The organism is Polaribacter sp. 20A6, from assembly GCF_011378915.1.
Taxonomy (GTDB): domain Bacteria; phylum Bacteroidota; class Bacteroidia; order Flavobacteriales; family Flavobacteriaceae; genus Polaribacter; species Polaribacter sejongensis.
In genome coordinates this window covers 1-21,891 of the sequence record NZ_WTPZ01000009.1, presented here as the reverse complement: position 1 = coordinate 21,891, position 21,891 = coordinate 1, and the positions used below count along the sequence as shown (strand labels likewise).

Genomic DNA, 21,891 nt, shown 5'->3' with positions numbered 1-21,891 from the left:
ATTATGACAGAACAGAGTTTTAAAATTATTTTAAAAAAATACCAAGAAGGAACAGCTACGCAAAAAGAAACTGAAAGTGTAGAATCTTTTTTTGATGAAATGCAAAAAGGTGGAAAAAATCCTACGGATTTTAAACACAATCTTTCCCTTAAAAATACAATCTACAAAAGAATAGAGAAAAATAAAAAAACCAAAATAACTTGGTATTGGGCAGTTGCTGCTTCTATTATTATTCTATTAGGTTTTAACTTTTATTCAGTAAGCAATAATAAAGGAATTTTATTTTTCGGAAATCAGCATAAAATAGCACAAATTTTAAAAGAAACTCATTTAAACGAACTGGTGAAAGTTTATTTACCAGATGGCTCTTTGGTAGTTTTGAATGGGGAAAGTTCTATAGAATATCCTAAAAATTTTAATGATACAATTAGGTTGGTAAAGCTAAAAGGAGAAGCTTTTTTTGATGTAACTAAAAATCCGAAGAAACCATTTGTAATTGAATCTGGTAAAATTACAACCAAAGTTTTAGGCACTTCTTTTAATATAAGAGAGGCAGAAAATACAACTGAAGTAGTGGTTAATACAGGTTTGGTAAACGTAACTTCTAAACAACAATCTGTATTTATTAAGCCTAATCAAAAAGTAACTTATAATAATAAAACAAGCAAGCTTTATAAGAAAGAGGTAAATGCAGAGGTTACAAATCTTTGGTGGAAAGAAGAAGTGGTTTTAGAAAAAATAAAAATTGAAGAACTAGTAATAGAGCTTCGAAAGTTATATAAAATTCCATTTGTTTTTAAAACAGATAACCTTAAAGAAGAGTATTTCTATTCATTAAGATTATCTAAAAATGAAACATTAGATAATTTATTAGAGCGTATCAATTTTATCAACGAAGTAAAACTAATCAAAAATAATAATATGGTTGAAATAGTGAAAAAATAGAGATAATAATTAAACAAAAATCATAAGAATTACATTAAAACAAAGTAAAAACTAAGACTTAATTAAATGAGGAAAAATCACAGTAAAACAGTACAAATATTACTATTTGTATGTTTTTTTAGTACGATTCAGATGTTTGGAGCATCTAAAAATATGAATACAACAAATTTAACTCTAAATGAAAAAGGAGCTACACTTGTAAAAATTTTAGACAAAATTGCTAATGTAACCCATTTTAATATTACGTATGGTGATTTTATTGCCAAGAATAATAATCAATACAGTGCTGTTTATAAAAATAAATCATTGACTTTAATTTTAGAAGATTTAGGTAAACGTGCTCAGTTTGATTTTAAAGTAAATGGAGATGAAATTTTAATTGGTAAAATAAAAGAAGCTAAACAACCACTACAAAAAGCGGTGATTACGGGAAATATTGTAGATGAAATGGGAGAACCTTTACCTGGAGCGACTATTCTAGAAAAAGGAACAAATAATGGAGTTACAACAGATTTTAATGGGCTATTTTCATTAAAAGTTTCTACTAATAATGCTGTAATTGTAGTTTCTTATTTAGGTTTTGTAACACAAGAAGTTCCGTTAAACGGAAAAAAAGAAATTTCTGTTCGTTTAATAATGGATTCATCTAGTTTAGATGAGGTTGTAATTGTAGGATACGGAAGTGTTAAGAAGAGTGATTTAACGGGGTCTGTTTCTTCTATTAATTCAGAAGATTTAGTAGCTTTTCCAGTGATGGATGCTACACAAGCTTTGCAGGGTAGAGCTGCAGGTGTAACTGTGCAATCTACAAACGGTGCGCCAGGTTCTGATTATAGCATTCAAATTAGAGGAAATACTTCTATAAATGCTGGTAATGATCCTTTAATTGTTGTGGATGGTTTTATTGGTGGTGTTATGCCTCCGGCGGAAGATATAGAAGCGATGGAGATTCTTAAAGATGCTTCTTCTACAGCAATTTATGGTGCAAGAGGTGCAAACGGAGTGGTAATAATAAGTACAAGAAGAGGTGCAAAGGGAAAAACACAATTTAGTTTTTCTTCTTCTTACTCAACGCATGAAGAGATCAATCGTTTAGATTTATTAAACGCAGATCAGTTTACAACTTTTATTACAGAATTAGACCCTAGTTTTGTACCCGAATTTACAGGAGAAGGAGTAGATTGGCAAGACAAAATCTATAGAACAGGTGGAGTTCAAAATTATCAGCTATCTGCTTCTGGAGGAACAGAAAAAATAAATTATTATTTATCTGGTTCTATTTTTGACCAAAAAGGAATTGTAGAAAGTTCAGATTTTAAAAGATATTCTATTACTTCTAATTTAGATCTAAAAGTATCGGAATCTGTAAAAATAGGTTCAAGTATTTTTGCTCGTAGAACTAATAAAAACGGAGTTAAAAGTCAAGAAGGAGGAGACGCAGCGCAAACTGGTGTAATTTCTGGAGCGTATAAATTTTCTCCAACACAAGGAGTTACAGATGAAAATGGAGATAATTCTTTAAGCGTAATTGGGTATCCAATTGATAATCCTTATGCAATGTCTACTGAGTATGAAAATGAAGCGATAACCGATTTGTTTCAAGGAAATGTATATGCAGAAGTTGGAATTCTTAAAGATTTAAAATTAAAATCGACTTTAGGTGTTAGCATCAACCATTCTAGAACTGGTGCTTATTACCCAACAACTTTAGATAGAGGAAATAGTGTAGGTGGAGAGGCAACTTTTAGCAATAGAAAAAGCACAAGTTTTATCAACGAAAACTATTTAACGTATCATAAAGTTATCGGTAAAAATCATGATTTTTCAATAATGGCTGGTTATTCTTTGCAAAAAGATAGGTCAGAATCTTCTAATATTATTGCTTCTGGTTTTATTTCTGATTCTTTTTCTTTTTGGAATTTAGGTGGAGGAACAAATCCGTCTTCTGTAGATTCAGAATTATCAGAAACTGCTTTCGAAGCTTTTTTTGGTAGAATTAACTATACGCTTAATGATAAGTATTTATTTACGTTTACTGGGCGTCAAGAAGGGGCTTCTGTATTTGCAGCAAATAATAAATACGGCTTTTTTCCATCAGCAGCTTTTGGTTGGAAAATTTCTGATGAAAATTTTTTATCAGAATCAAACACTATTAATTTATTAAAATTACGTTTAAGTTATGGTCAAGTTGGTAACCAGGCAATTAGTCCTTATCAATCTTTAGCATCATTTACAGATGTTTTTTCTACAGTACAAGGTAGTACAGTAACAGCGATAAGACCATCTACAATTTCTAATAACGATTTAACTTGGGAAACTACTACACAAACTAATATTGGTGTAGATCTTCAAATTTTAAGAAATAGGTTTGGTGTTACTTTAGATTATTATAATATGACAACAAATGATCTTTTGTTTGATGTACCAACGCCAAATTATACAGGTTTTTTAACTCAATTACAAAACATTGGTACCGTAGAAAATAAAGGATTTGAATTTGCTGTAAATGCAACTATTTTACAAGGAGATTTAAAATGGAAAACGTATGCTAATATTTCATTCAATAAAAATAAAATAATAAAATTGGTTGATAATGATACGGATGGAAACGATATTTTTTATTCATCATCGCCTTTATCAGGAGCAGGAACTACACAGTTATTAAGAGAGGGATTATCTGTTGGTCAATTTTGGGGATATCTTTATGACGGAGTTGTACAAACTGCAGATGATGTACTTGTTGGAGGAGAAGAAATTGGAGGAGAAAAATTTAAAGATCTTAATGGTGATGGCGCTTTAACGGATGATGATAGAGCAGTTATTGGAGATCCACATCCAGATTTTAGTTGGGGTTGGAATAATGATTTTAATTATAAAAACTTCAGTCTTAATGTATTTGTCCAAGGTTCTAAAGGTGGAGAAATATTAAATTATACTTTAATGGAATTAGGTGCTTTAAACGGTAGAACAAATGTTACTACAGAAGCTCTTAATCGTTGGTCGCCTACAAATACAGATACAGATATTCCAGAAGCAAGAGTTAGTAGAGGTTTTGTAACTTCAGATAGATGGGTAGATGATGCAAGTTATATTAGAGTAAAAAATATTTCTTTAGGATATAATTTTTCAGAAGCATTGTTATCTAAAATTAATCTGTCTTCTGCTAGATTGTATTTAAGTGGACAAAATTTATTTACAATTACAGATTATAAAGGGATAGATCCAGAAGTATCTTATAGCAACTCTAGTAGTAATATTGGGCTAGATTATGGTAGTTATCCAAGCGTTAAATCTTACACTTTAGGGTTAAACATAGAATTTTAGTATTTAATAAAAATTTGAAATTATAATTATGAATAATATAATAAAATTATCTGCCTTAGCTGTTTTAACTTTTATGGTTAGTTGTGTAGATTTAGATGAAACTCCAGAAGGATCTTTAACTCCAGAAGGATTTTTTAATACAGTAGATGATGTGTATCCAATGATAGATGGTACTTACGGTTTAATGGCTTCTTCTAGTTATTACGGAGCCGGACTTACAGTTCCGTTACAATTAATGAGTGATATGGTAGATAATGGATATGAATTTGGTGATTATGCCGAGTTTAGTCCTTTTTTAGTAACACCTACAAATTCTTATGTAAACGATATTTGGGCATCCTCTTACCAAACAATTGCAACAGCAAATACAGCAATAAAAGGTATTGGTCTTTTAGAAGATACAAGTGAGGCTGATAAAAATTTGGTAGAAGGAGAAGCAAGATTTGTTCGTGCATTTTTATACTATCATTTGGTAAGGCTTTATGAGAACATTCCTTATATCGATAATCCAGATATTGCAGATCCTTTAAGTATAAAACAATCTACAAAAGAAGAGGTTTTTGCTAAAATTATTGAAGATATGACGTTTGCTTTTGATAATTTAGAAATGACTTCTAGAGGAAATGTAAAATCTAGACCTTCTAAAGGTACAGCTGCTACCTATTTATCTTCTATTTATCTGACTTTAGGAAATTGGGAAAAATCATACGAAAATGCGAAATGGGTAATTGACAATGCTGGCGAATTAAATTATGCTTTGCAAGATGATTTTCAAAATATATTTAGAAATAGCGAACAATGGACTTCTACAGAAGATATTTTTACCATAGATTTTACAAGTAATCAAACAGGACAAAATCCAAATCCGGTTACTTATGAAAACGATAATAAAGTTGGTCCATTTACTGGAGTCGAAGGCGGAGTAAAACCAATTAGAGGTTGGAGTATGTTAGTACCTCATGTTAATGTTTACAATAATTGGGATGTTAGAGATTATCGATTAAAAGTAAGTTTAGCAGATTCTTTAATTTTAAATGATGGGACTGACATTGTTAGACCTTATACAGATTTCGAAATTGCAAGACCGCATATTTCGAAATTTAATAGATTTCCGGGAGATGGTAGAACAACTGCTGGCTGGAGATCAGATTTAGATTTTGTTGCTTTTAGATATGCTGAGGTTTTATTAATTGCTGCAGAATCTGCTAATGAATTAGGTTTAACTACAGCATCTGTAGGATTTGTAAATCAGATTAGAAAGCGAGCAAGAAATGCTGGTACTATTAATTTTGATGGTAGTGGTTATGGAATTTATGCTCCTTCTAGTTTCCCTGAGGATGTTGATTCTGGTATAAATACAGATAATTTAAGAACTACAATTATAGAAGAAAGACGTGTAGAACTTGCCTTTGAATTTAAAAGATGGTACGATATTGTTCGTTTAGATTTAGGTGATAAAGTTTTTAATGCTGATGGATTAGAACCTCATTCTAACTTTAATAAGTTTAGATATTTGTTACCGATTCCACAAAACGAGATGAATAAAAATGATAATTTTGTGCAAAATTCAGGTTATTAAAAACCAAAAAAAGATTTAATATAATATCACCTCTCTTTAAAGTTATTTTAGGCAGAGGTATATTATATTTCTAAAATAAGGTTTATTCTCTATTATTTTTGATTGAATAATATGAAGTTGATGCAATAGTTAATAAGAAAGAGCTTCTTCTGAGTTTTTGTTTTTAAATAAATAAAGCAGCATGAAAATATTATTCATACTGCTTTATTCTTTTTAAATAAATTAGGGGATATTTATATATTATTAGTATCCCGGATTTTGATCTGCATCAGATAATTCTGGGTTTTTATCTATCTCTGTAATAGGAATAGGGAATAGATCATTTTTAGAAGTATAGCCAGTACCAGACAATTCTGTTGCTGCTTTCCCCCATCTCACTAAGTCCCAAAAACGTTGACCTTCGTGTGCTAATTCTAAGAATTTTTCATTTACAATAGCATCAAATAAATCGGTACCACTAGTATTACTATTAATATTACCTAAACCAGCTCTATTTCTAACTTTATCTAATTCTATTCTTGCTTTAGAGTCTTGCCCGTCTTTATTATATGCTTCTGCAGCTAATAATAAAACTTCTGCATATCTAAATAACCTAAAATTAGTACTGTAATTTAATTCTTTAATACCATCTTCACTAGTGTCTTCAGATTTTGTTGCGTATTTTATTCTTATAGCTCCTTCATAATCCCAAATTACTCCTCCTGTAGCTAATGAAGCGTTTACACTTCCGCCTGCATCAATTAACTCAGCTTCTGTCATAATAGTTGCAGCTTTTCTGTCTATGTCTCCTGCATCTTCAAAAGCATTTATTAATTTTTCTGATGGTAAGTTAAATCCCCATCCATTAATAAGATCTGTACCAGTAAGATCAAAGATCCCATCTCCTCTTGGTCCCATTAATTGAATGTGTAGATTACTTTCATTTCTACCTCCCCAGGCAAAGTTACCCCAATCTCTTGCAGTTGTAGAAATATATCCTATTTCGAATAATGATTCTTTTCCAAATTCATGATTAATGCTCCAAACATCTGCGGGGTTTGCTTCTAAATCGATAGCAGGATTAAGAATTACAGATTCAAAATATGGAATTGATTGGCTATACTTTTCTTGAAAAACGAGTACTTTACCCATTAGTGCTTCTGCAGTTTCCTTTGTTGCTCTAAAACTATCTGATGCTCCTTTGCCAGGTAAATCTGCAATTGCAGCAGTTAAATCTAGTTCAATTTGGGTATATATATCTGCTCTAGATGATTTTACGATTCCAAAATCTTCTGCTTTTTCTGGTACTGTTAATCTTAAAGGAACTTCACCAAACATGGTTGTCAATTCGAAATAACACCAAGCTCTCATAAACTTCGCTTCAGCTAAAGCTCTGTTTTTGTTACTTAAATCACTATCTGCAATGTTGTTTATAACTAGGTTTGATAATGAGATAGTTCTGTAAAAAAGATCCCAAACACTAGTTATCGAAGCATTAGAAGAAGATACATCTACATAATCATCTATAGCTTGCAGTTGAGACTGATCGTCTGCATTACCACCTGCAGCATTTGCATCGTCTCCAGGAAGCAGCTTTACTAAAAAAACACTACTCCAGTCTACAGCATAATTAAATTGCATTAAATCATAGATGCCTATAACAGCAGATTCTACATTCTCCTCTTCAAGAAAAAAGGTGTCTAAATCATCAACATTTATTCTTGGGTTTTCTGTAAATTCTTCGCTACAAGATATAATCCCTAGAAAAAGAACTCCAATAATTGTTAAAATTGTTTTTTTCATAATATGTATGTTGTTTTTATTAAAAGTCTAGAGAGAGTCCGAATACTACTTTTGCAGCCGTAGGGTAAAAACCTCTATCTACACCAATAGAATTATAGTTGAAATTTCCAATTTCTGGATCTAAGCCTTTGTAACCTGTAAAGGTGAAAAAGTCATCTAGAGAAACGTAAAACCTTAAGTTGTTAATATGCATTTTTTCAATAGTATTTTTCGGCAAAGAATATCCAAATTGAATTTGTTTAATTCTCATAAAAGAGCCATCTTCTACCATTAAATCTGTGTCATAAGAAGCAATTACATTAGCGGCTCCTGGGTAGGTAGCTACGTCACCTGGTTGTGTCCATCTTTCATTAAAGAAATGTACCGGTTTGTTTGTAATTGGTCTAGACGGTTGATGATACGTTGAAATAATATCATTACCCAATGTTCCTTGAAATTGTAGGTTAAAATCAAACGCTTTATACGCTAAACTGATGTTTCCACCAAATAAAACATCTGGATGCGGTGATCCTATATTTGTTTTATCAGCATTTGTAATGCTTCCATCTTTATTGGTGTCTACTTTTATAACTTCACCAGTTGCAGTGTCAATTCCATCTGTTTCGTATCCATAGAAATACCAAGAAGGTTGTCCTTCTGTAAACCTTGTAATTCCATCAGGATTTTGAGGAGCCCCAGCACCTGCAAGAGAAGTCCCCTCTGGTACAAATAGAATCTCTGTCACTTTGTTTTGTAGAGTAGATAAGTTTGCATTAATGTTGTAGCTAAGTCCACTTTGTGTAGTATCTCCATAGCCTAATTCAAATTCGAAACCTTTATTTTCTATGGTACCAGAATTAAATTCATTAGAAAGGAAACCTGCCGAACCTGGTGTAATTAAAGAACCGTCGTTAATAATAGCATCTCTAGTTGTTTTCTTGTAATAGTCTGCGGCAAAAGTTAATCGGTTATCTAAGGCTCTTAAATCTACTCCTAAATCTAACTGCTCAGAAGTTTCCCACACTAAGTTAAGGTTTGAATATCCTGTAATCTGAGCACCTATATTTCCTAAATAATCAATATTTTGTCCGTTAATTATAGAGGTAATATATGTTTTATCTGAGTTACCATTTAAGTTACTTCTACTTCCATTTTGCCCCCAACTTGCTCTTAATTTTAAATAATCTATTTTAGATTCTCTATTCCAGAAATCTTCGTTTGAAGCTACCCAACCTGCAGAAAATGCAGGAAAAGTACCCGCTTTATTTGCTATTGGAAATTTATCTGATTTATCTCTTCTAATAGAAGCTTCAAATAAATACTTTCCTAAATAATCATAAGAAAGTCTACCAAATATAGACACCATATTATCTGGTGATGGATCTATTTGATTTACTTGAGTGTTAAATTCTGGTAAGTCAAAATTAAAGCCAACAAAATCTGCAATAGAAGCAGAACCACTTCTAGAAGTGGGAGTTGTTACTCTTGTTTCTTCTGCAGAATATCCTGCTAATAAAACAAAATTATGATTCCCTAAGGCTTTCTCATAAGAAGCAAAATTTTCCCATAACCATCTTTTAGATTCTACAACGTTTTGAGAACCAGAATACGTTGTGTTTGATGCTTCTGAAGAAACATAATATGGATTGATCATGTTCCTTGTATCCCATTGATTTTTGTCATATCCAAATCTTGTTGTAAAAGAAAAGCCTTCAAAAGGTTTAAATTTTAAATAAGCAGAGGTTAAAAATTGATAAGCATCTACAGTAGTTTTGTTAATGTTATTTGCATAGGCAACAGGATTTACAACCTCTCCAGTAGAATAACTTGGGTATCCATAAACATTACCATTTGCATCTTTTAATACCGGAACACCATTTGTGTTAGAGCGGTCTATAACAGATTGTGGTACGGAACCGTTAGCATAAGTGACGGGTGTTAATGGATCTAAAATAAGCATATTTTGAATTACACCTCTAGTGTCACTATTTTCTTGAATCCCACTCTTATCTGAAGAAGAATAGGTAGAATTAACACCTACTTCTAACCATTTAGCAACATCCCCTTTTAAGTTTACTCTAAAAGTAGATCTTTTAAAAGAAGAGTTTCCATTGCCAACAATACCATCTTGATCTAAATGAGAGGCAGAAGTAAAATAAGAAAATTTTTCTGTAGCTCCAGATAGGTTAATGTCATTTCTGTGCATAATGGCAGGAGAGAAGGTTTCTTCTATCCAATCTGTATCATAGCCATTGTCTGTTACACTTGTTAATCCTGCTTCGTTCATGTACTGAACAAATTGTGAAGCATTCATTAACTCCATATCTGTTTTTAAAAATTGAACACCTATTTGAGAATTAAAAGACACTTGTAATCCTCCTTTTCGTCCTCTTTTAGTTGTTATAATAACTACACCATTTGCACCTTCTGTACCATAGATTGCAGCAGAAGCAGCATCTTTTAGTATTTCGATATTTGCAATATCTGAAGGAGCAATATCTGCAATAGATGATGCTTTCATACCATCTACTATAAATAAAGGCTCTGAATTTCCACTAGAACCCGCACCACGAATTCTTATTTTTGCACCAGAACCTGGTGAACCAGAAGAAGACGATACCGTAACACCAGATGTTCTACCTTGTAATACAGACTCTACTCTTTGATTAGAAGAACTTTTAATTTGTTTAGAGTCGATACTAGAAATTGCTCCGGTAACTAAACTCTTTTTCTTACTACCATACCCAACAACTACAATCTCGTCTAAAGACTCTAGGTTGTCTTGTAAAATTACATCTATCTTTGTACTGGTTCCCACAAGAATTGTTTGAGAATTCATTCCTAAATAAGAAAAAACTAACTCATTTTCTGGAGAAACGTTTGCTATTGAGTAATTTCCCTCAAAATCTGCATTTGTACCTTTAATAGTTCCCTTAATTACAACTGATACTCCCGGTAAAGTGTTTCCTGCGGAATCCGTTACCTGACCAGTAATTGTCTTGCTTTGCGAAAAAACATTCTGCATACATAATATTAGGCATGCAATAATCGTGACTTTAAATTTTATCATCATTCATATTAATTGGTTAATTAAAATACTTGTTTTGATAAACAATGTAGCAACTAAAAAAAATGTATTATAAATTAAGTAATACTATCAATAGTAATAACATAATAATTACTAATAGTACCTCGTAAAATATTTTATTTTTAAACTTTTTCTGTTCCATAAACATTGTCGTACTCTTCAAATTTATAAGAACAAATCAATATTTTATATCACAAAAAAAACAGCTTTTAAAACAATTGTAGCTATTTAACCTTTATTTAACACGTATGCTACATTTAATTCATTGTCCGCTTCAATTTTACTATTGCAATGTTTTAAAAGGAACTTATTTGTATTACTAATACAATAAGACGTACTTTAAAAGTAGTTTTCTGGGTGTTGTTATGGTTTTATAATTAGATATTTATGTCTTTTTTTATTTCTATTTCAGAAGGTAAAATTCCAAAATGAGCTTTAAAGCATTTAGAGAAATAGGATGGGGAAGAAAAACCTACACTAAAACATGCTTCACTAATATTGCCTCTGCCAGAATCTAAAATTTGTTTAGCTCTTTCTAATCTTATTTTTCTAATAAATTCATTAACGGTTTGACCTGTTATTGCTTTTATTTTTCTGTATAATTGACTCCTGCTTAGTTTTAATTGTGATGCCAACTCTTCTACACTTAAGTTAGAGTCCGAAATATTATTATTTATATATTCTAATAGTTTTTGTATAAATTCTTTATCTATAGAGTTGGAGTTTATTTTTTCATCAGCACCACTTATTGCTCCAAAAAATTTATCGAAAATTAATTGTCTACTTGTAATTAATTGTGACAAACGAAGTTTTAATAATTTTAAATCGAATGGTTTAATCATATAAGCATCAGCACCATTTTCTATACCTTCAATTCTATTTTCTATGGTTGTTCTTGCGGTTAACATCATTACAGGAATGTGGCTTGTAGAGGCATCTGTTTTTATTGTTTTACAAAATTCAAAACCATCCATTTCTGGCATTACCACATCTGTAATAATTGCATCTGGTAAGGTTTCTTTTGCCATTTTAACGCCTTCTTTACCATTACCAGCAACAAAAACCTTGTATTCTTTACTTAATTCTATTTTTAAATAATCTAATAATTCTATATTATCTTCAACAATTAAAATGGTCTTAGTTTTAGTTAGTTTAGATGCTTCTGTAATTGGAATTCCTGTGTCTTCTGGAGTAATTAATAAGAATTGTTCTTTTATATTTACTTTCTTCTCATTTTCATATATAATTTGATCTTCTGTATAATGAGCATTACCAGTTGGTAATAGTATTTTAAATGTGGTGCCAGAACCTACTTTACTTTCTACCTTGATGTCTCCTTTATGGAGGTACACAAAACTCTTTACTACTTCTAAACCAATTCCAGTTCCACCGATATAGGTTTTGTTTTGATCTTCTACTTGATAAAAGCGTTCAAATATTTTTTCAACTTCTTGTTCGTTTAATCCTGTTCCTGTATCAGAAATTACTATTTCTATTACTTCCACTGGTTGCTTTTTATCAATTAAAGGTAAGAGGTATCGTTTGTGATTAGAAAATAAATCAATATTTATTGCACCTCCTATGGGAGTTGCCTTTATTGCATTAGATAAGAGGTTGAATATGATTTTTTCTAACATCTTTTCATCTGCCCAAACACTTAAATCTGGTACATCTGAATCTACACTTAATAAAATATTTTTATTGGTTGTTTCTTCTTGAAAATAGTTCGCAATGTTTTTAGAAAACTCAATTAAATTAATTTTAGAGGCTCTAATTTTCATCTTATTATGCTCTAATTTTCTAATATCCATTAATTCATTTATCAACCTGTAAAGTCTGTTTGTATTTTTGTAGATGATTGCATGCTTATTTTTAACACTTTGTGGTAGGTCTAATTCTTTGTTGCTAATAATATCTTTAATAGGGTTTATAATTAGTGTTAATGGTGTTCTAAATTCATGAGAAATATTTGTAAAAAATTGAAGTTTCTTTTGATTCAATTCATCATTTTGACTTTGTGCTAAACGTTCATTTTTTAATATTTCTTTTTCTTTTATTCTTTGTTGAGTTAAGCTGTTTAGTAAATAAATGCATAATAAAAACACTAGAATATAGCCTAATATTGCCCAGTTGGTTTTCCACCAAGGTGGAAGAATGGTAATGTTTAATTCTAATGGTACGTTACTCCAAACACCGTCATTATTAGAGGCTTTGAGTTTAAAAATATAATCTCCATGATCTAAATTTGTATAGGTCGCATTTCTTTTATGTCCAACGTAATTCCAAGTAGTTTCATAACCTTCTAAATAATAAGCATAATTATTTTTTTCTGGTCTTGTATAGTTCAAACCAGTATATTCAATGGTAAATACAGATTGCGTATGTGAAAGTTGAATATTTTTTGTCTCTGAAATAACTTTTTCTAATGGAGAGTTTTCAGTAAGAGGAATTACTTTTTCATTAAACAATTTAAAATCTGTAAAATGCAGAGAAGGTAAGCTCGCATTTGTGGCTATTTCTTTAGGATTAAAATAATCTAACCCCTTAAAATCACCAAAATACAAAATACCTTTTTCATCTTTTAAAACTGCTCCAAAATTAAAATCATTAGAAAGTAAACCGTCATTTGATGTATAATTAGTAAATTTTTCTTCTTCTATGTCAATTTTTGTAAGTCCAGAGTTACCACTAACCCAAATATTTTTATCATTATCTTCTATGATTGCAGCAATATTCTCTTCCTCAAAACCTTTCGATTTATTATACCATGTATAGGTGTCTTCTTTTTTATTGTACCTACAAAGTCCTGCTCCTCTTGTTCCAATCCAAATTTCATTTTTAGAAGATTCATAAATACTTAAAATATGACTGACGTCAGATAAGTGACCATATTCTTTCTGCATTCTAGTTTTTAAAGAAACAACATTAAAGGTATCATTTTCTAATCTTGTTATTCTAAACAGACCATCGGCAGTTCCTACCCAAATAGCATCTTCTGCATCTACAAAAACTACCATAAGTTTATTGCATAAAGATTGATGAGCTACAAATTCTTTAGAATTAAATTTTGTAAAAGTGTTTGTAGTTGGGGTGTAAGAGTGTAGTCCTTCAAAAAAAGTAGCAATCCAAATGGTACCTTTAGAATCTTCGGAAAAACTTCTTACCGTATTTGCTTTAAAGTTTTTTACAGGATTATGTTTACTGAAATTTATGAATTTTTTAGATCCGTTTTTTAAAAGATAAATACCATTATCCCAGCTTCCTGCCCATAAATTATTTTTAGAATCTAAAAACAAACTCACAATGTAATTAGAATTAAGTCCCGAATAAACAGTGTTATTTTCTTTATTGATATGAGTTATTTTAGCGTTTTTAGGGTTGTAAACATCAATACCACCGCCATCTGTAGAAATCCATAAATTACCAGTTTTGTCTTTTACAACACTTGAAACGGAGGGGATTGTTAACGAATTATTTTTATTAGGTAAGCTTTTTATGTCTTTAAATTTATCATAGAGTTTATCGCTAACGGCAACACCACTGTTAAAGTATCCCATCCAAATTCTATCATTTTTATCTATAAAAAGTTCCCAAATAGAATTATGTAAAATACTGTTTTCTTCTGTTTTATTTGAAACATAATTTTTAATAACATCGCCATTCTCTTCTAAGTGAAAAAGACCATCATTCTCTGTTCCAATCATCAATGTACTATCTGATAATTGAATTATTTTCATGATTTTTTTCGACGTAATATCAAATTTATTTAAGCGTATTATATTGTTATTTCTATCATTGGTAAGGCCACATTTGTAGACGCCATTTTCTCTTTCAAAGCCAATCCATAAATTGTCTTTAGCGTCTATATACAAGTTAGAAATTGCGTGATTAATAGATTTTTCTTCACCAGCAAAAATTCTAGTGTCAATTAGTTTATTATGTATAAAGTCAATTTCTTTTAAACCAAGGTTTGTGCCTACAAAAGTTTTGCCTTGCTTTGTGTGTCTTATACTAGTAATCGATAAGTCTGGAGATTTTTTATTTAAAATTCTTTCTGTTAAAAGTGTATTAATGTCTAATTTGTAAAGACCTTTTCTGTCTGTTCCTACTAACAAATTACCAGCAGCATCTTCTTCTAAAGCGAATACATTTTCTTTATAGTCAAGATCAGTATTTAATTGTACTTTTTTAAAATGATCTAAATCTCTATCGTATAAATTTAATCCATTTTCTGTTCCGCACCACAGTCTATTTTTACTGTCTAAAAAAAGACATTGTACTAAATTATTGCTTAAAGAATAAGTGTTTTCAAAATCAAATTTATAAGGAGTATAGTCTATACCATCAAATTTATATAAACCGGTTCCAGTAGTACCAATCCAAATAAACCCTTGGTTGTCTTGCACAATGGATGAGACGCCCACTTTAGGTATGCCTTCCTTAATATTTACAAACTGAAATTCTTTATAAGGTTTTTGTGCATAGTTAATTATGGAAGACAAAAATAGTATTAAAACCAAGAGGTTTTTCATAAACTAATAATTTAATAGTTACTGTAATATTACATTTTTAAACCTAATTATTTCAAGTTGATTTTAGATTTATTTGGAGGATGTTCTAATAAAAATCCATTTTTTTATCTAAATAATAGGTAGTTAGATAAATATATTTTTGGAATGTTATTATTTAATTATAAATGTAATCAACTTTTTAACTTGAAAGTAGGGGAAGCTTTACAAATTAGATCTAAAGATAGCTTTTGTAAATAAATTAAAGTGCAACAAATTAAACATCTAATGAAAGAGATGTTGCTTTCTACTTCAGAAATAAATATAAGAGAATGATTTACAGGTATTAAAAGCGCTACTTTTGTTGTAGAAACCTTTTATAAAACAGAAAAACAATAATACCTATTTATAAGTATTATTGTTTTTCTGTTTGTCTTATTTAAATTTAAAATAAAGTGCAGTAATTTTCATTTAACTAAAACGTTGTGAAATTTTAATAAACAAATTAAATAAAGAATATTGTTTTAATAAAGAGATTTAAGCAAACTTAATAGACTTAGAAGGCTGAATTTTAGTAATTATATATGATGGAATAATCAGCATTAAAAAAGACATAATTAAGGTACCAATATTTAGCAATAAAATAGCTTTTAGAGAGATGTAAACAGGCATTGTAGTTACATAATAGGTCTCCGGATTTAATGTAATTAGCTCAAAGTAATATTGTATAAAAAGGATAGACAAACCAATGATGTTTCCCCAGAATAGGCCTTTTAAAATAAGGTACGAAGCGTTGTATAAAAATATTTTACGGATGCTTGTATTCGTGCTTCCTAAGGCTTTTAAAATACCAATCATCTGTACGCGTTCTAAAATTAAAACGAGTAGGGCAGTAATCATATTTATGCCTGCAACTAAGATCATAATGGCAATAATAAACCACACATTATTGTCAAAAAGTTCTATCCATTCAAATACAGCAGGGTAACTATCTAAAATAGTTTTACTATTCAAAGTTGCACCAATATTACTGTAAATTTCTTCTCCTTTTTCTTCGATTTTATCGAAACTATTTAGAATAACCTCAAAACCTCCAACTTCATTTTCTGTCCATTTATTTAGATTTTGGACTTCTCGGATGTCGCCAATCATCATAGATTTATCAAATTCTGCAAAACCAGAATTGTAGATTCCTACTATGGTATATTTTCTGTTTGATGGTAGCTTACTAGTAGAAGTTTTTATAAAAGTAGCTAAAACAACATCGTTTAATTTCAACTGTAAACGATTCATTATTGTTTGAGACAATAAAACCTCTTTGGTTCTATCTTGATTAAAATTTGGGGTTCTACCTTCAACTAAATACTCGTTAAAAAAAGTCCAATCGTAATCTGTAGAAACTCCTTTAAAAATAATGCCTTCAAATTCTGTTTCTGTTCTTAAAATTCCTGCTTTATTAGCAAAAACCTGAATGTTTTTAATTCCGTCTACATTTTTAAACTTCGGATAAAAATCTTGGTTTTTATCAACAGGAACCGTTGAAACATCAGAATTATTAGCATCGTAATTAATAATTTGAACATGGCCTTTAAAACCAGCCATTTTATCACGAATTTTATATTGCAAGCCAGCGCCAGTTGCAACAGAAATTAGCATAATAATTATTCCCAAGGCAATTGCTGTGATTGCAATTTTTATTATTGGAGATGATATGCTATTTTTATACTTTTTACCGGCAATAATGCGTTTTGCAATAAATAACTCGTAATTCAAATTGATGATAGATTTTAAACCTTTCAAAAGTACATATTTATTCTTATTTCTAATGCTGAATTTTCAGCTGATTTCTTATGCTCAAATTACACCAGTTGAAAGTGCTGGATTAAAAGTCGAAAGTGAACAAATAACTGTAAAGGTGGGAGCAGAAAGTACTCATTTGTATCTCAGTTTATTAAAAAATAAAAATGTAGCAATTGTTGCAAATCAAACTTCTGTTTTGTCTGTTATTCAGAGAGCGGAAGTAGCACCTAATGTTATGGGGGCTAAAAAAGTTACGCATCACTTGGTAGATTATTTACATAATTATAAAGGAATAAATGTAAAAAAAGTTTTTGCACCAGAACACGGTTTTAGAGGGAAAGCAGATGCTGGCGAAGTTGTAAAAGACGGATTTGACACCAAAACAGGTTTACCAATTATATCGCTTTACGGTAAAAATAAAAAACCTTCAGCAGCACAATTAAAAGGAATTGACGTTGTAGTTTTTGATATTCAAGATGTCGGTGCTCGTTTTTATACCTATATTTCTTCTTTGCATTATGTAATGGAAGCTTGTGCAGAACAAGGAATCCAAGTGATTTTGTTAGACAGACCAAACCCCAATGCATATTATATAGATGGTCCTGTTTTAGAACTAGAGCATACGTCTTTTGTAGGAATGCATAAAGTTCCGGTGGTTTACGGAATGACTATTGGCGAATATGGAAAAATGATAAATGGTGAAAAATGGCTTAAAAACGGAATTCATTGTGATTTAACAGTAATTCCTGTAGGTAATTACAATCATCAAACGGAGTATAGTTTACCGATAAAACCGTCACCAAATTTACCAAATGATAAAAGTATAAATCTCTACGCTAGTTTGTGTTTTTTCGAAGGAACAAATGTGTCTGCAGGAAGAGGAACAGAAATGCAATTCCAAATTTATGGTTCTCCGTATTTAGCAAAAAGCGAATTTACTTTTACTCCAAAAGTAAATGAAGGTGCAAAATATCCAAAATATAAAAACATATTATGCTACGGAGAAAATTTACAAGAAGTAGAGCGTCTTAATAGATTAGACTTGTCGTTTTTAATAAAGGCTTACAAACAGAATACTTCTAATGAGTTTTTTAATAATTTCTTTACAAAATTAGCGGGTACAAAAAAGCTGAAACAACAAATAGAAAAAGGAGTCTCTGAAAATGAAATTAGAAAAACCTGGGAGAAAGATCTGGAAGCGTTTAAAGTAGTTAGAAGTAAGTACTTGATTTATCAGTAAAAAAAGAACTTCAATAGTTTAAAATAAAAAAGCTCGTAATTTCTTACGAGCTTTTTTAATGGTATTAAAAGAAATCTATATGTTAAGGTTGTAAGTTAATCCAACAGAAAAGTTGGTAGATTTACCAATATTACGTCCATCAATTACACTACTTACACCAACACTAGCTCCTAATTCTGGAATAATGTTCTTATAAATAGTTGCACCTAATCTTGTGTATTCTACTTTAGTTTCAGGAAAATTTCCTCCAAAAGTAGCATCACTAATATCTACACCATCAGTAGAAGCTAAATAATCTAACCAACCTTCTACATAAATAAAAGAACTTGCATATCCTATTTTAGTTGTTGCATAATAAGCATTTGGTACATCAAAATCAGCCCCACCAGCAGTATTATCTGCATCTCCTTTAAATTGGTAAGAATTTAAAAAAGTTGCAAAAAGACCATCATTATTTTGTAAATGTAAACCGGCAGTTAAATTAGTAGAAAATGTATTATTACCAAGAGATAAAATTCCGTTTGCTTCGTAACCTGTAGGAATATCAACACTTAAACCCGTTATAACATCTAAATTTAATTTATCAAAATCAAAAGTATACGCATTGTATTTTAATCCAACAGAAATATCTTGAAAACCATCTTGTTTAGTAGTTCCGTTAAAAGGATCTGCAACACCATTTCCTTCTGCAGAAATGTAAGGTGCATTTAAAACAACAGATAATTTGTTTGTAATACCATATTTTGCGTATAAACTGTATATGTTTTGATCAATTTCATTATGTGCAGGCACTGCATCCATTTTAGTTTTTCCAGCATAAAATTTTTCATAATTACTAGAGGTATAAGAAGCTGTTACAGATAAATCTCCTTTTTTTGGAGTAAAACCATCTAACAATCCTTGTGCATTAGTTTGTGCTGTTAAAGCTAGTCCAAAAACCAACCCTAATACTATTTTACTTGTTTTCATTTTGTGTTTTTTAATAGTTAGGTTTCTTTGTCGAGTGCTAATTATTTACATTACAAGATAATTTTTTTCTTTTCTGAAATAGAAAAATAGAAAAGAAAATATTTTTTATTTCTACCTCTTTTTGAGTGTGTTATCAATTTTAAAAAAAGATTATTTTTTTTAAAATTTTTTGATTTTTTATTTGAAATAGGTTTTAGAGTTTTATCATTATAAAATTTGTAATTTTGAAAACTAGAAATAAGCTACTTAAAATAATTCTAGTAAAGCATGTACAAATCTATTGTAAGACCGATTTTCTTTTTATTCGATCCAGAAAAAATTCATTACTTCACTTTTTCTTTAGTCAAAACACTTTGTAAAATTCCTTTCGTTCCTTCTATATTCAGAAGTTTATATGTGGTTGATGACAAACGATTAGAGAAAACGTTATTCGGAATAACCTTTAAGAACCCAGTAGGTTTGGCGGCAGGTTTCGATAAAAATGCAGTTTTGTATAATGAATTGGCAAATTTTGGTTTCGGATTTATAGAAATAGGAACCGTAACTCCAAAAGGACAAGTTGGCAATCCTAAAAAAAGGTTGTTTAGACTAAAAGACGATCAAGGAATTATAAATAGAATGGGTTTTAATAATGACGGAATGGAAGCTGCCATTAAAAACCTTAAAAAGAATAAAGGAAAAGTTATTATTGGTGGAAACATTGGTAAAAATACGGCAACAACTCCAGAAAATTATACGCAAGATTATTGCGAGGTTTTTACAGAATTGCATCCTTATGTAGATTATTTTGTATTAAATGTAAGCTGTCCAAATGTTGGTAGTCACGCAAAACTGAATGATAAAGACTATTTATTAGAATTAATTTCTGCTTGTCAGAAGCTTAATAATAAAGAAAAAGTACAAAAACCAATTTTATTAAAAATTGCTCCAGATTTAAATAATATTCAGTTAGATGAAATTATTGAATTGGTGCATGAAACAAAAATTGATGGTGTAATTGCTTCCAACACTTCTACAAATAGAGAAAATCTAAAAGCTTCAAAAGAGCGTTTAGCAGAAATAGGAAATGGTGGTGTTAGTGGTCAACCTGTTAAAAACCAAAGTACAGCTGTAATTAAATATTTGGCAGACACCTCTAAAAAAGCTTTTCCTATAATCGGAGTAGGAGGTATTCACTCAGAAAAAGATGCGTTAGAAAAACTAAATGCAGGCGCAGATTTAGTACAAGTGTACACTGGTTTTATTTATGAAGGACCAAGTTTGGTAAAGCGAATTAATAAAGCAATTCTAAAACAATCTTAAATTCTAACAAAAAGTTTAACTAAGCAATTTACTACTTAAAAGAACTTAATTGTTATGACAGAAACTCTAATCTCTTTTGCTTTTGCAACCGCTATTTTAGCATTTTCTCCAGGACCAGATAATATTTTCGTGCTAACACAAAGTATTGTAAACGGAACAAAATACGGTATTGCTACAGTTTTAGGCTTAATGTCTGGTTGTTTGGTGCATACTACATTGGTCGCTTTTGGGGTATCGGCAATCATCAAAGAAAATGAAAGTCTTTTCTTTATCATTAAACTATTAGGAGCAAGTTATCTGCTTTTTTTAGCGTTTAAAGTCTATAAAAGTGATGCCAAAATAGTATTATCGAATAGTAATATTCCAAAAGAGTCTGTTTTTCAATTGTTTAAAAAAGGATTTATCATGAATGTTTTAAATCCTAAAGTCGCTTTGTTCTTTTTGGCATTTTTTCCACAGTTTTTGTTTTCTAAAACAATTTCCAATGTTATTCAGTTATATACATTAGGAGCACTTTTTATTGCCGTTTCTTTTTTAGTATTTTCACTCATTGCAATTTTAGCAGGCAGTATTTCTACCTATATAAAGGAGCACACTAAAATAGGAGTGTACCTAAAATGGGGGCAAATAATTGTATTTACCTTCATTGCAATTATGATTTTGTTATAAATGAAATTAAAAAGTACTCACCTTTTTAGATAGTACTCATAGTTTTCAAATCTGAATATTCTTTTGGGTGTTCCCTTTTTTTTAGTTTATATTACATAAGTATCGTTATTATTTAATGACCACTTTCAATTTAAAGAAGGTTTTAGATAAAAAAGGTCGGGCTTTCCACTATATCTTTTTGTATGCTTATTTCTGCTATCGCTACAATAATCATATAAAAAGGATGCCGTTTCAATCCCTAACACAGCTAATTTGCCAAATGAAGTTCCTTTTCAAGGATTAATACATATATAAGTAATGACTTAATAGGCAATAAACATTATAGATTACTTCCTTAACATTTAAGACAACACCATTACCAAGACCTCACAGGTTTTTAAAACCTGTGAGGTCTATTAGTCTTAAGTAGTTGATAGTACGTTCTTTATTATTAGATGCTATTTATTTTCATATAGACTGTATATAAGTCTTAACCAAATACACCTTAATTCCATACTATATTATCCAAACAAAACTCCAGAACTAATGTTTCTATGTGTCAAAAAAACTTTTTTCATAATTTTTTTAGAGTAGTAAGATCATAATAACCCTTTTTCTCTCCATCAGTAAGGCACGCAATTCGTCGAATTCATTCCATTTATAAATATGCACCTATATATAAGAGCTCATATTATTCCGGTTTTAAGAATTACTTTGTGGAAATTCT

11 protein-coding genes are annotated in these 21,891 nt (G+C 30.2%); 6 read left to right on the top strand and 5 right to left on the bottom strand.

Annotated elements, in window-relative coordinates; translation table 11 throughout:
• Nucleotides 1-3: 3 nt before the first annotated feature.
• From GQS57_RS16490 to GQS57_RS16480, 3 genes are all read left to right on the top strand, one after another.
• Nucleotides 4-945: a FecR family protein gene (locus GQS57_RS16490; RefSeq protein ID WP_165733964.1), complete on the top strand. Its 942-nt coding sequence runs from the start codon at nucleotides 4-6 to the stop codon at nucleotides 943-945.
• A gap of 153 nt (nucleotides 946-1,098) precedes the next feature.
• Nucleotides 1,099-4,269, top strand: coding sequence for a TonB-dependent receptor (locus GQS57_RS16485; protein ID WP_165733963.1), 3,171 nt, complete (start codon nucleotides 1,099-1,101; stop codon nucleotides 4,267-4,269).
• Between the two features lie 28 nt (nucleotides 4,270-4,297).
• Entirely contained in the window at nucleotides 4,298-5,848 is a 1,551-nt protein-coding gene (locus tag GQS57_RS16480; protein ID WP_165733962.1) for a RagB/SusD family nutrient uptake outer membrane protein, read from the top strand.
• A gap of 243 nt (nucleotides 5,849-6,091) precedes the next feature.
• Here GQS57_RS16480 and GQS57_RS16475 read toward each other — a convergent pair whose 3' ends face one another.
• The 4 genes from GQS57_RS16475 to GQS57_RS16460 all read right to left on the bottom strand — a co-directional run bounded on the left by GQS57_RS16475 (nucleotide 6,092) and on the right by GQS57_RS16460 (nucleotide 16,978).
• Nucleotides 6,092-7,630 (bottom strand): RagB/SusD family nutrient uptake outer membrane protein, encoded by a 1,539-nt coding sequence (locus GQS57_RS16475; protein WP_165733961.1) that lies wholly within the window; start codon nucleotides 7,628-7,630, stop codon nucleotides 6,092-6,094.
• Between the two features lie 19 nt (nucleotides 7,631-7,649).
• Nucleotides 7,650-10,634 (bottom strand): SusC/RagA family TonB-linked outer membrane protein, encoded by a 2,985-nt coding sequence (locus tag GQS57_RS16470; protein ID WP_240915513.1) that lies wholly within the window; start codon nucleotides 10,632-10,634, stop codon nucleotides 7,650-7,652.
• A gap of 440 nt (nucleotides 10,635-11,074) precedes the next feature.
• On the bottom strand, nucleotides 11,075-15,229 hold the full coding sequence (locus tag GQS57_RS16465; protein WP_165733959.1) for a hybrid sensor histidine kinase/response regulator transcription factor: 4,155 nt from the start codon (nucleotides 15,227-15,229) through the stop codon (nucleotides 11,075-11,077).
• A 513-nt stretch (nucleotides 15,230-15,742) separates the two neighbouring features.
• Nucleotides 15,743-16,978 (bottom strand): FtsX-like permease family protein, encoded by a 1,236-nt coding sequence (locus GQS57_RS16460; protein WP_165734009.1) that lies wholly within the window; start codon nucleotides 16,976-16,978, stop codon nucleotides 15,743-15,745.
• A 4-nt stretch (nucleotides 16,979-16,982) separates the two neighbouring features.
• On the opposite strand from GQS57_RS16460, the gene GQS57_RS16455 reads away from it, so the two are divergent.
• On the top strand, nucleotides 16,983-18,245 hold the full coding sequence (locus GQS57_RS16455; protein WP_165733958.1) for an exo-beta-N-acetylmuramidase NamZ domain-containing protein: 1,263 nt from the start codon (nucleotides 16,983-16,985) through the stop codon (nucleotides 18,243-18,245).
• A gap of 75 nt (nucleotides 18,246-18,320) precedes the next feature.
• Here GQS57_RS16455 and GQS57_RS16450 read toward each other — a convergent pair whose 3' ends face one another.
• On the bottom strand, nucleotides 18,321-19,214 hold the full coding sequence (locus GQS57_RS16450) for a transporter (RefSeq protein WP_165733957.1): 894 nt from the start codon (nucleotides 19,212-19,214) through the stop codon (nucleotides 18,321-18,323).
• A gap of 267 nt (nucleotides 19,215-19,481) precedes the next feature.
• Here GQS57_RS16450 and GQS57_RS16445 point away from each other — a divergent pair, with 267 nt between their 5' ends.
• Nucleotides 19,482-20,516 carry a quinone-dependent dihydroorotate dehydrogenase gene (locus GQS57_RS16445; RefSeq protein WP_165733956.1) on the top strand — a complete coding sequence of 345 codons (1,035 nt, stop codon included), beginning with the start codon at nucleotides 19,482-19,484 and terminating at the stop codon, nucleotides 20,514-20,516.
• Nucleotides 20,517-20,570: 54 nt separating this feature from the next.
• Nucleotides 20,571-21,185, top strand: a complete 615-nt coding sequence (locus GQS57_RS16440; RefSeq protein ID WP_165733955.1) for a LysE family translocator — start codon at nucleotides 20,571-20,573, stop codon at nucleotides 21,183-21,185.
• The last annotated feature ends 706 nt before the right edge of the window (nucleotides 21,186-21,891 follow it).

Excerpts from the sequence above, each read along its gene's own strand:
- GQS57_RS16490 (WP_165733964.1), top strand. The coding sequence starts at position 4 with ATGACAGAACAGAGTTTTAAAATTATTTTAAAAAAATACCAAGAAGGA.
- GQS57_RS16475 (WP_165733961.1), bottom strand. The coding sequence starts at position 7,630 with ATGAAAAAAACAATTTTAACAATTATTGGAGTTCTTTTTCTAGGGATT.
- GQS57_RS16465 (WP_165733959.1), bottom strand. The coding sequence starts at position 15,229 with ATGAAAAACCTCTTGGTTTTAATACTATTTTTGTCTTCCATAATTAAC.
- GQS57_RS16445 (WP_165733956.1), top strand. The coding sequence starts at position 19,482 with ATGTACAAATCTATTGTAAGACCGATTTTCTTTTTATTCGATCCAGAA.
- GQS57_RS16470 (WP_240915513.1), bottom strand. The coding sequence starts at position 10,634 with ATGCAGAATGTTTTTTCGCAAAGCAAGACAATTACTGGTCAGGTAACG.
- GQS57_RS16440 (WP_165733955.1), top strand. The coding sequence starts at position 20,571 with ATGACAGAAACTCTAATCTCTTTTGCTTTTGCAACCGCTATTTTAGCA.
- GQS57_RS16450 (WP_165733957.1), bottom strand. The coding sequence starts at position 19,214 with ATGAAAACAAGTAAAATAGTATTAGGGTTGGTTTTTGGACTAGCTTTA.
- GQS57_RS16455 (WP_165733958.1), top strand. The coding sequence starts at position 16,983 with ATGATAGATTTTAAACCTTTCAAAAGTACATATTTATTCTTATTTCTA.
- GQS57_RS16485 (WP_165733963.1), top strand. The coding sequence starts at position 1,099 with ATGAATACAACAAATTTAACTCTAAATGAAAAAGGAGCTACACTTGTA.
- GQS57_RS16480 (WP_165733962.1), top strand. The coding sequence starts at position 4,298 with ATGAATAATATAATAAAATTATCTGCCTTAGCTGTTTTAACTTTTATG.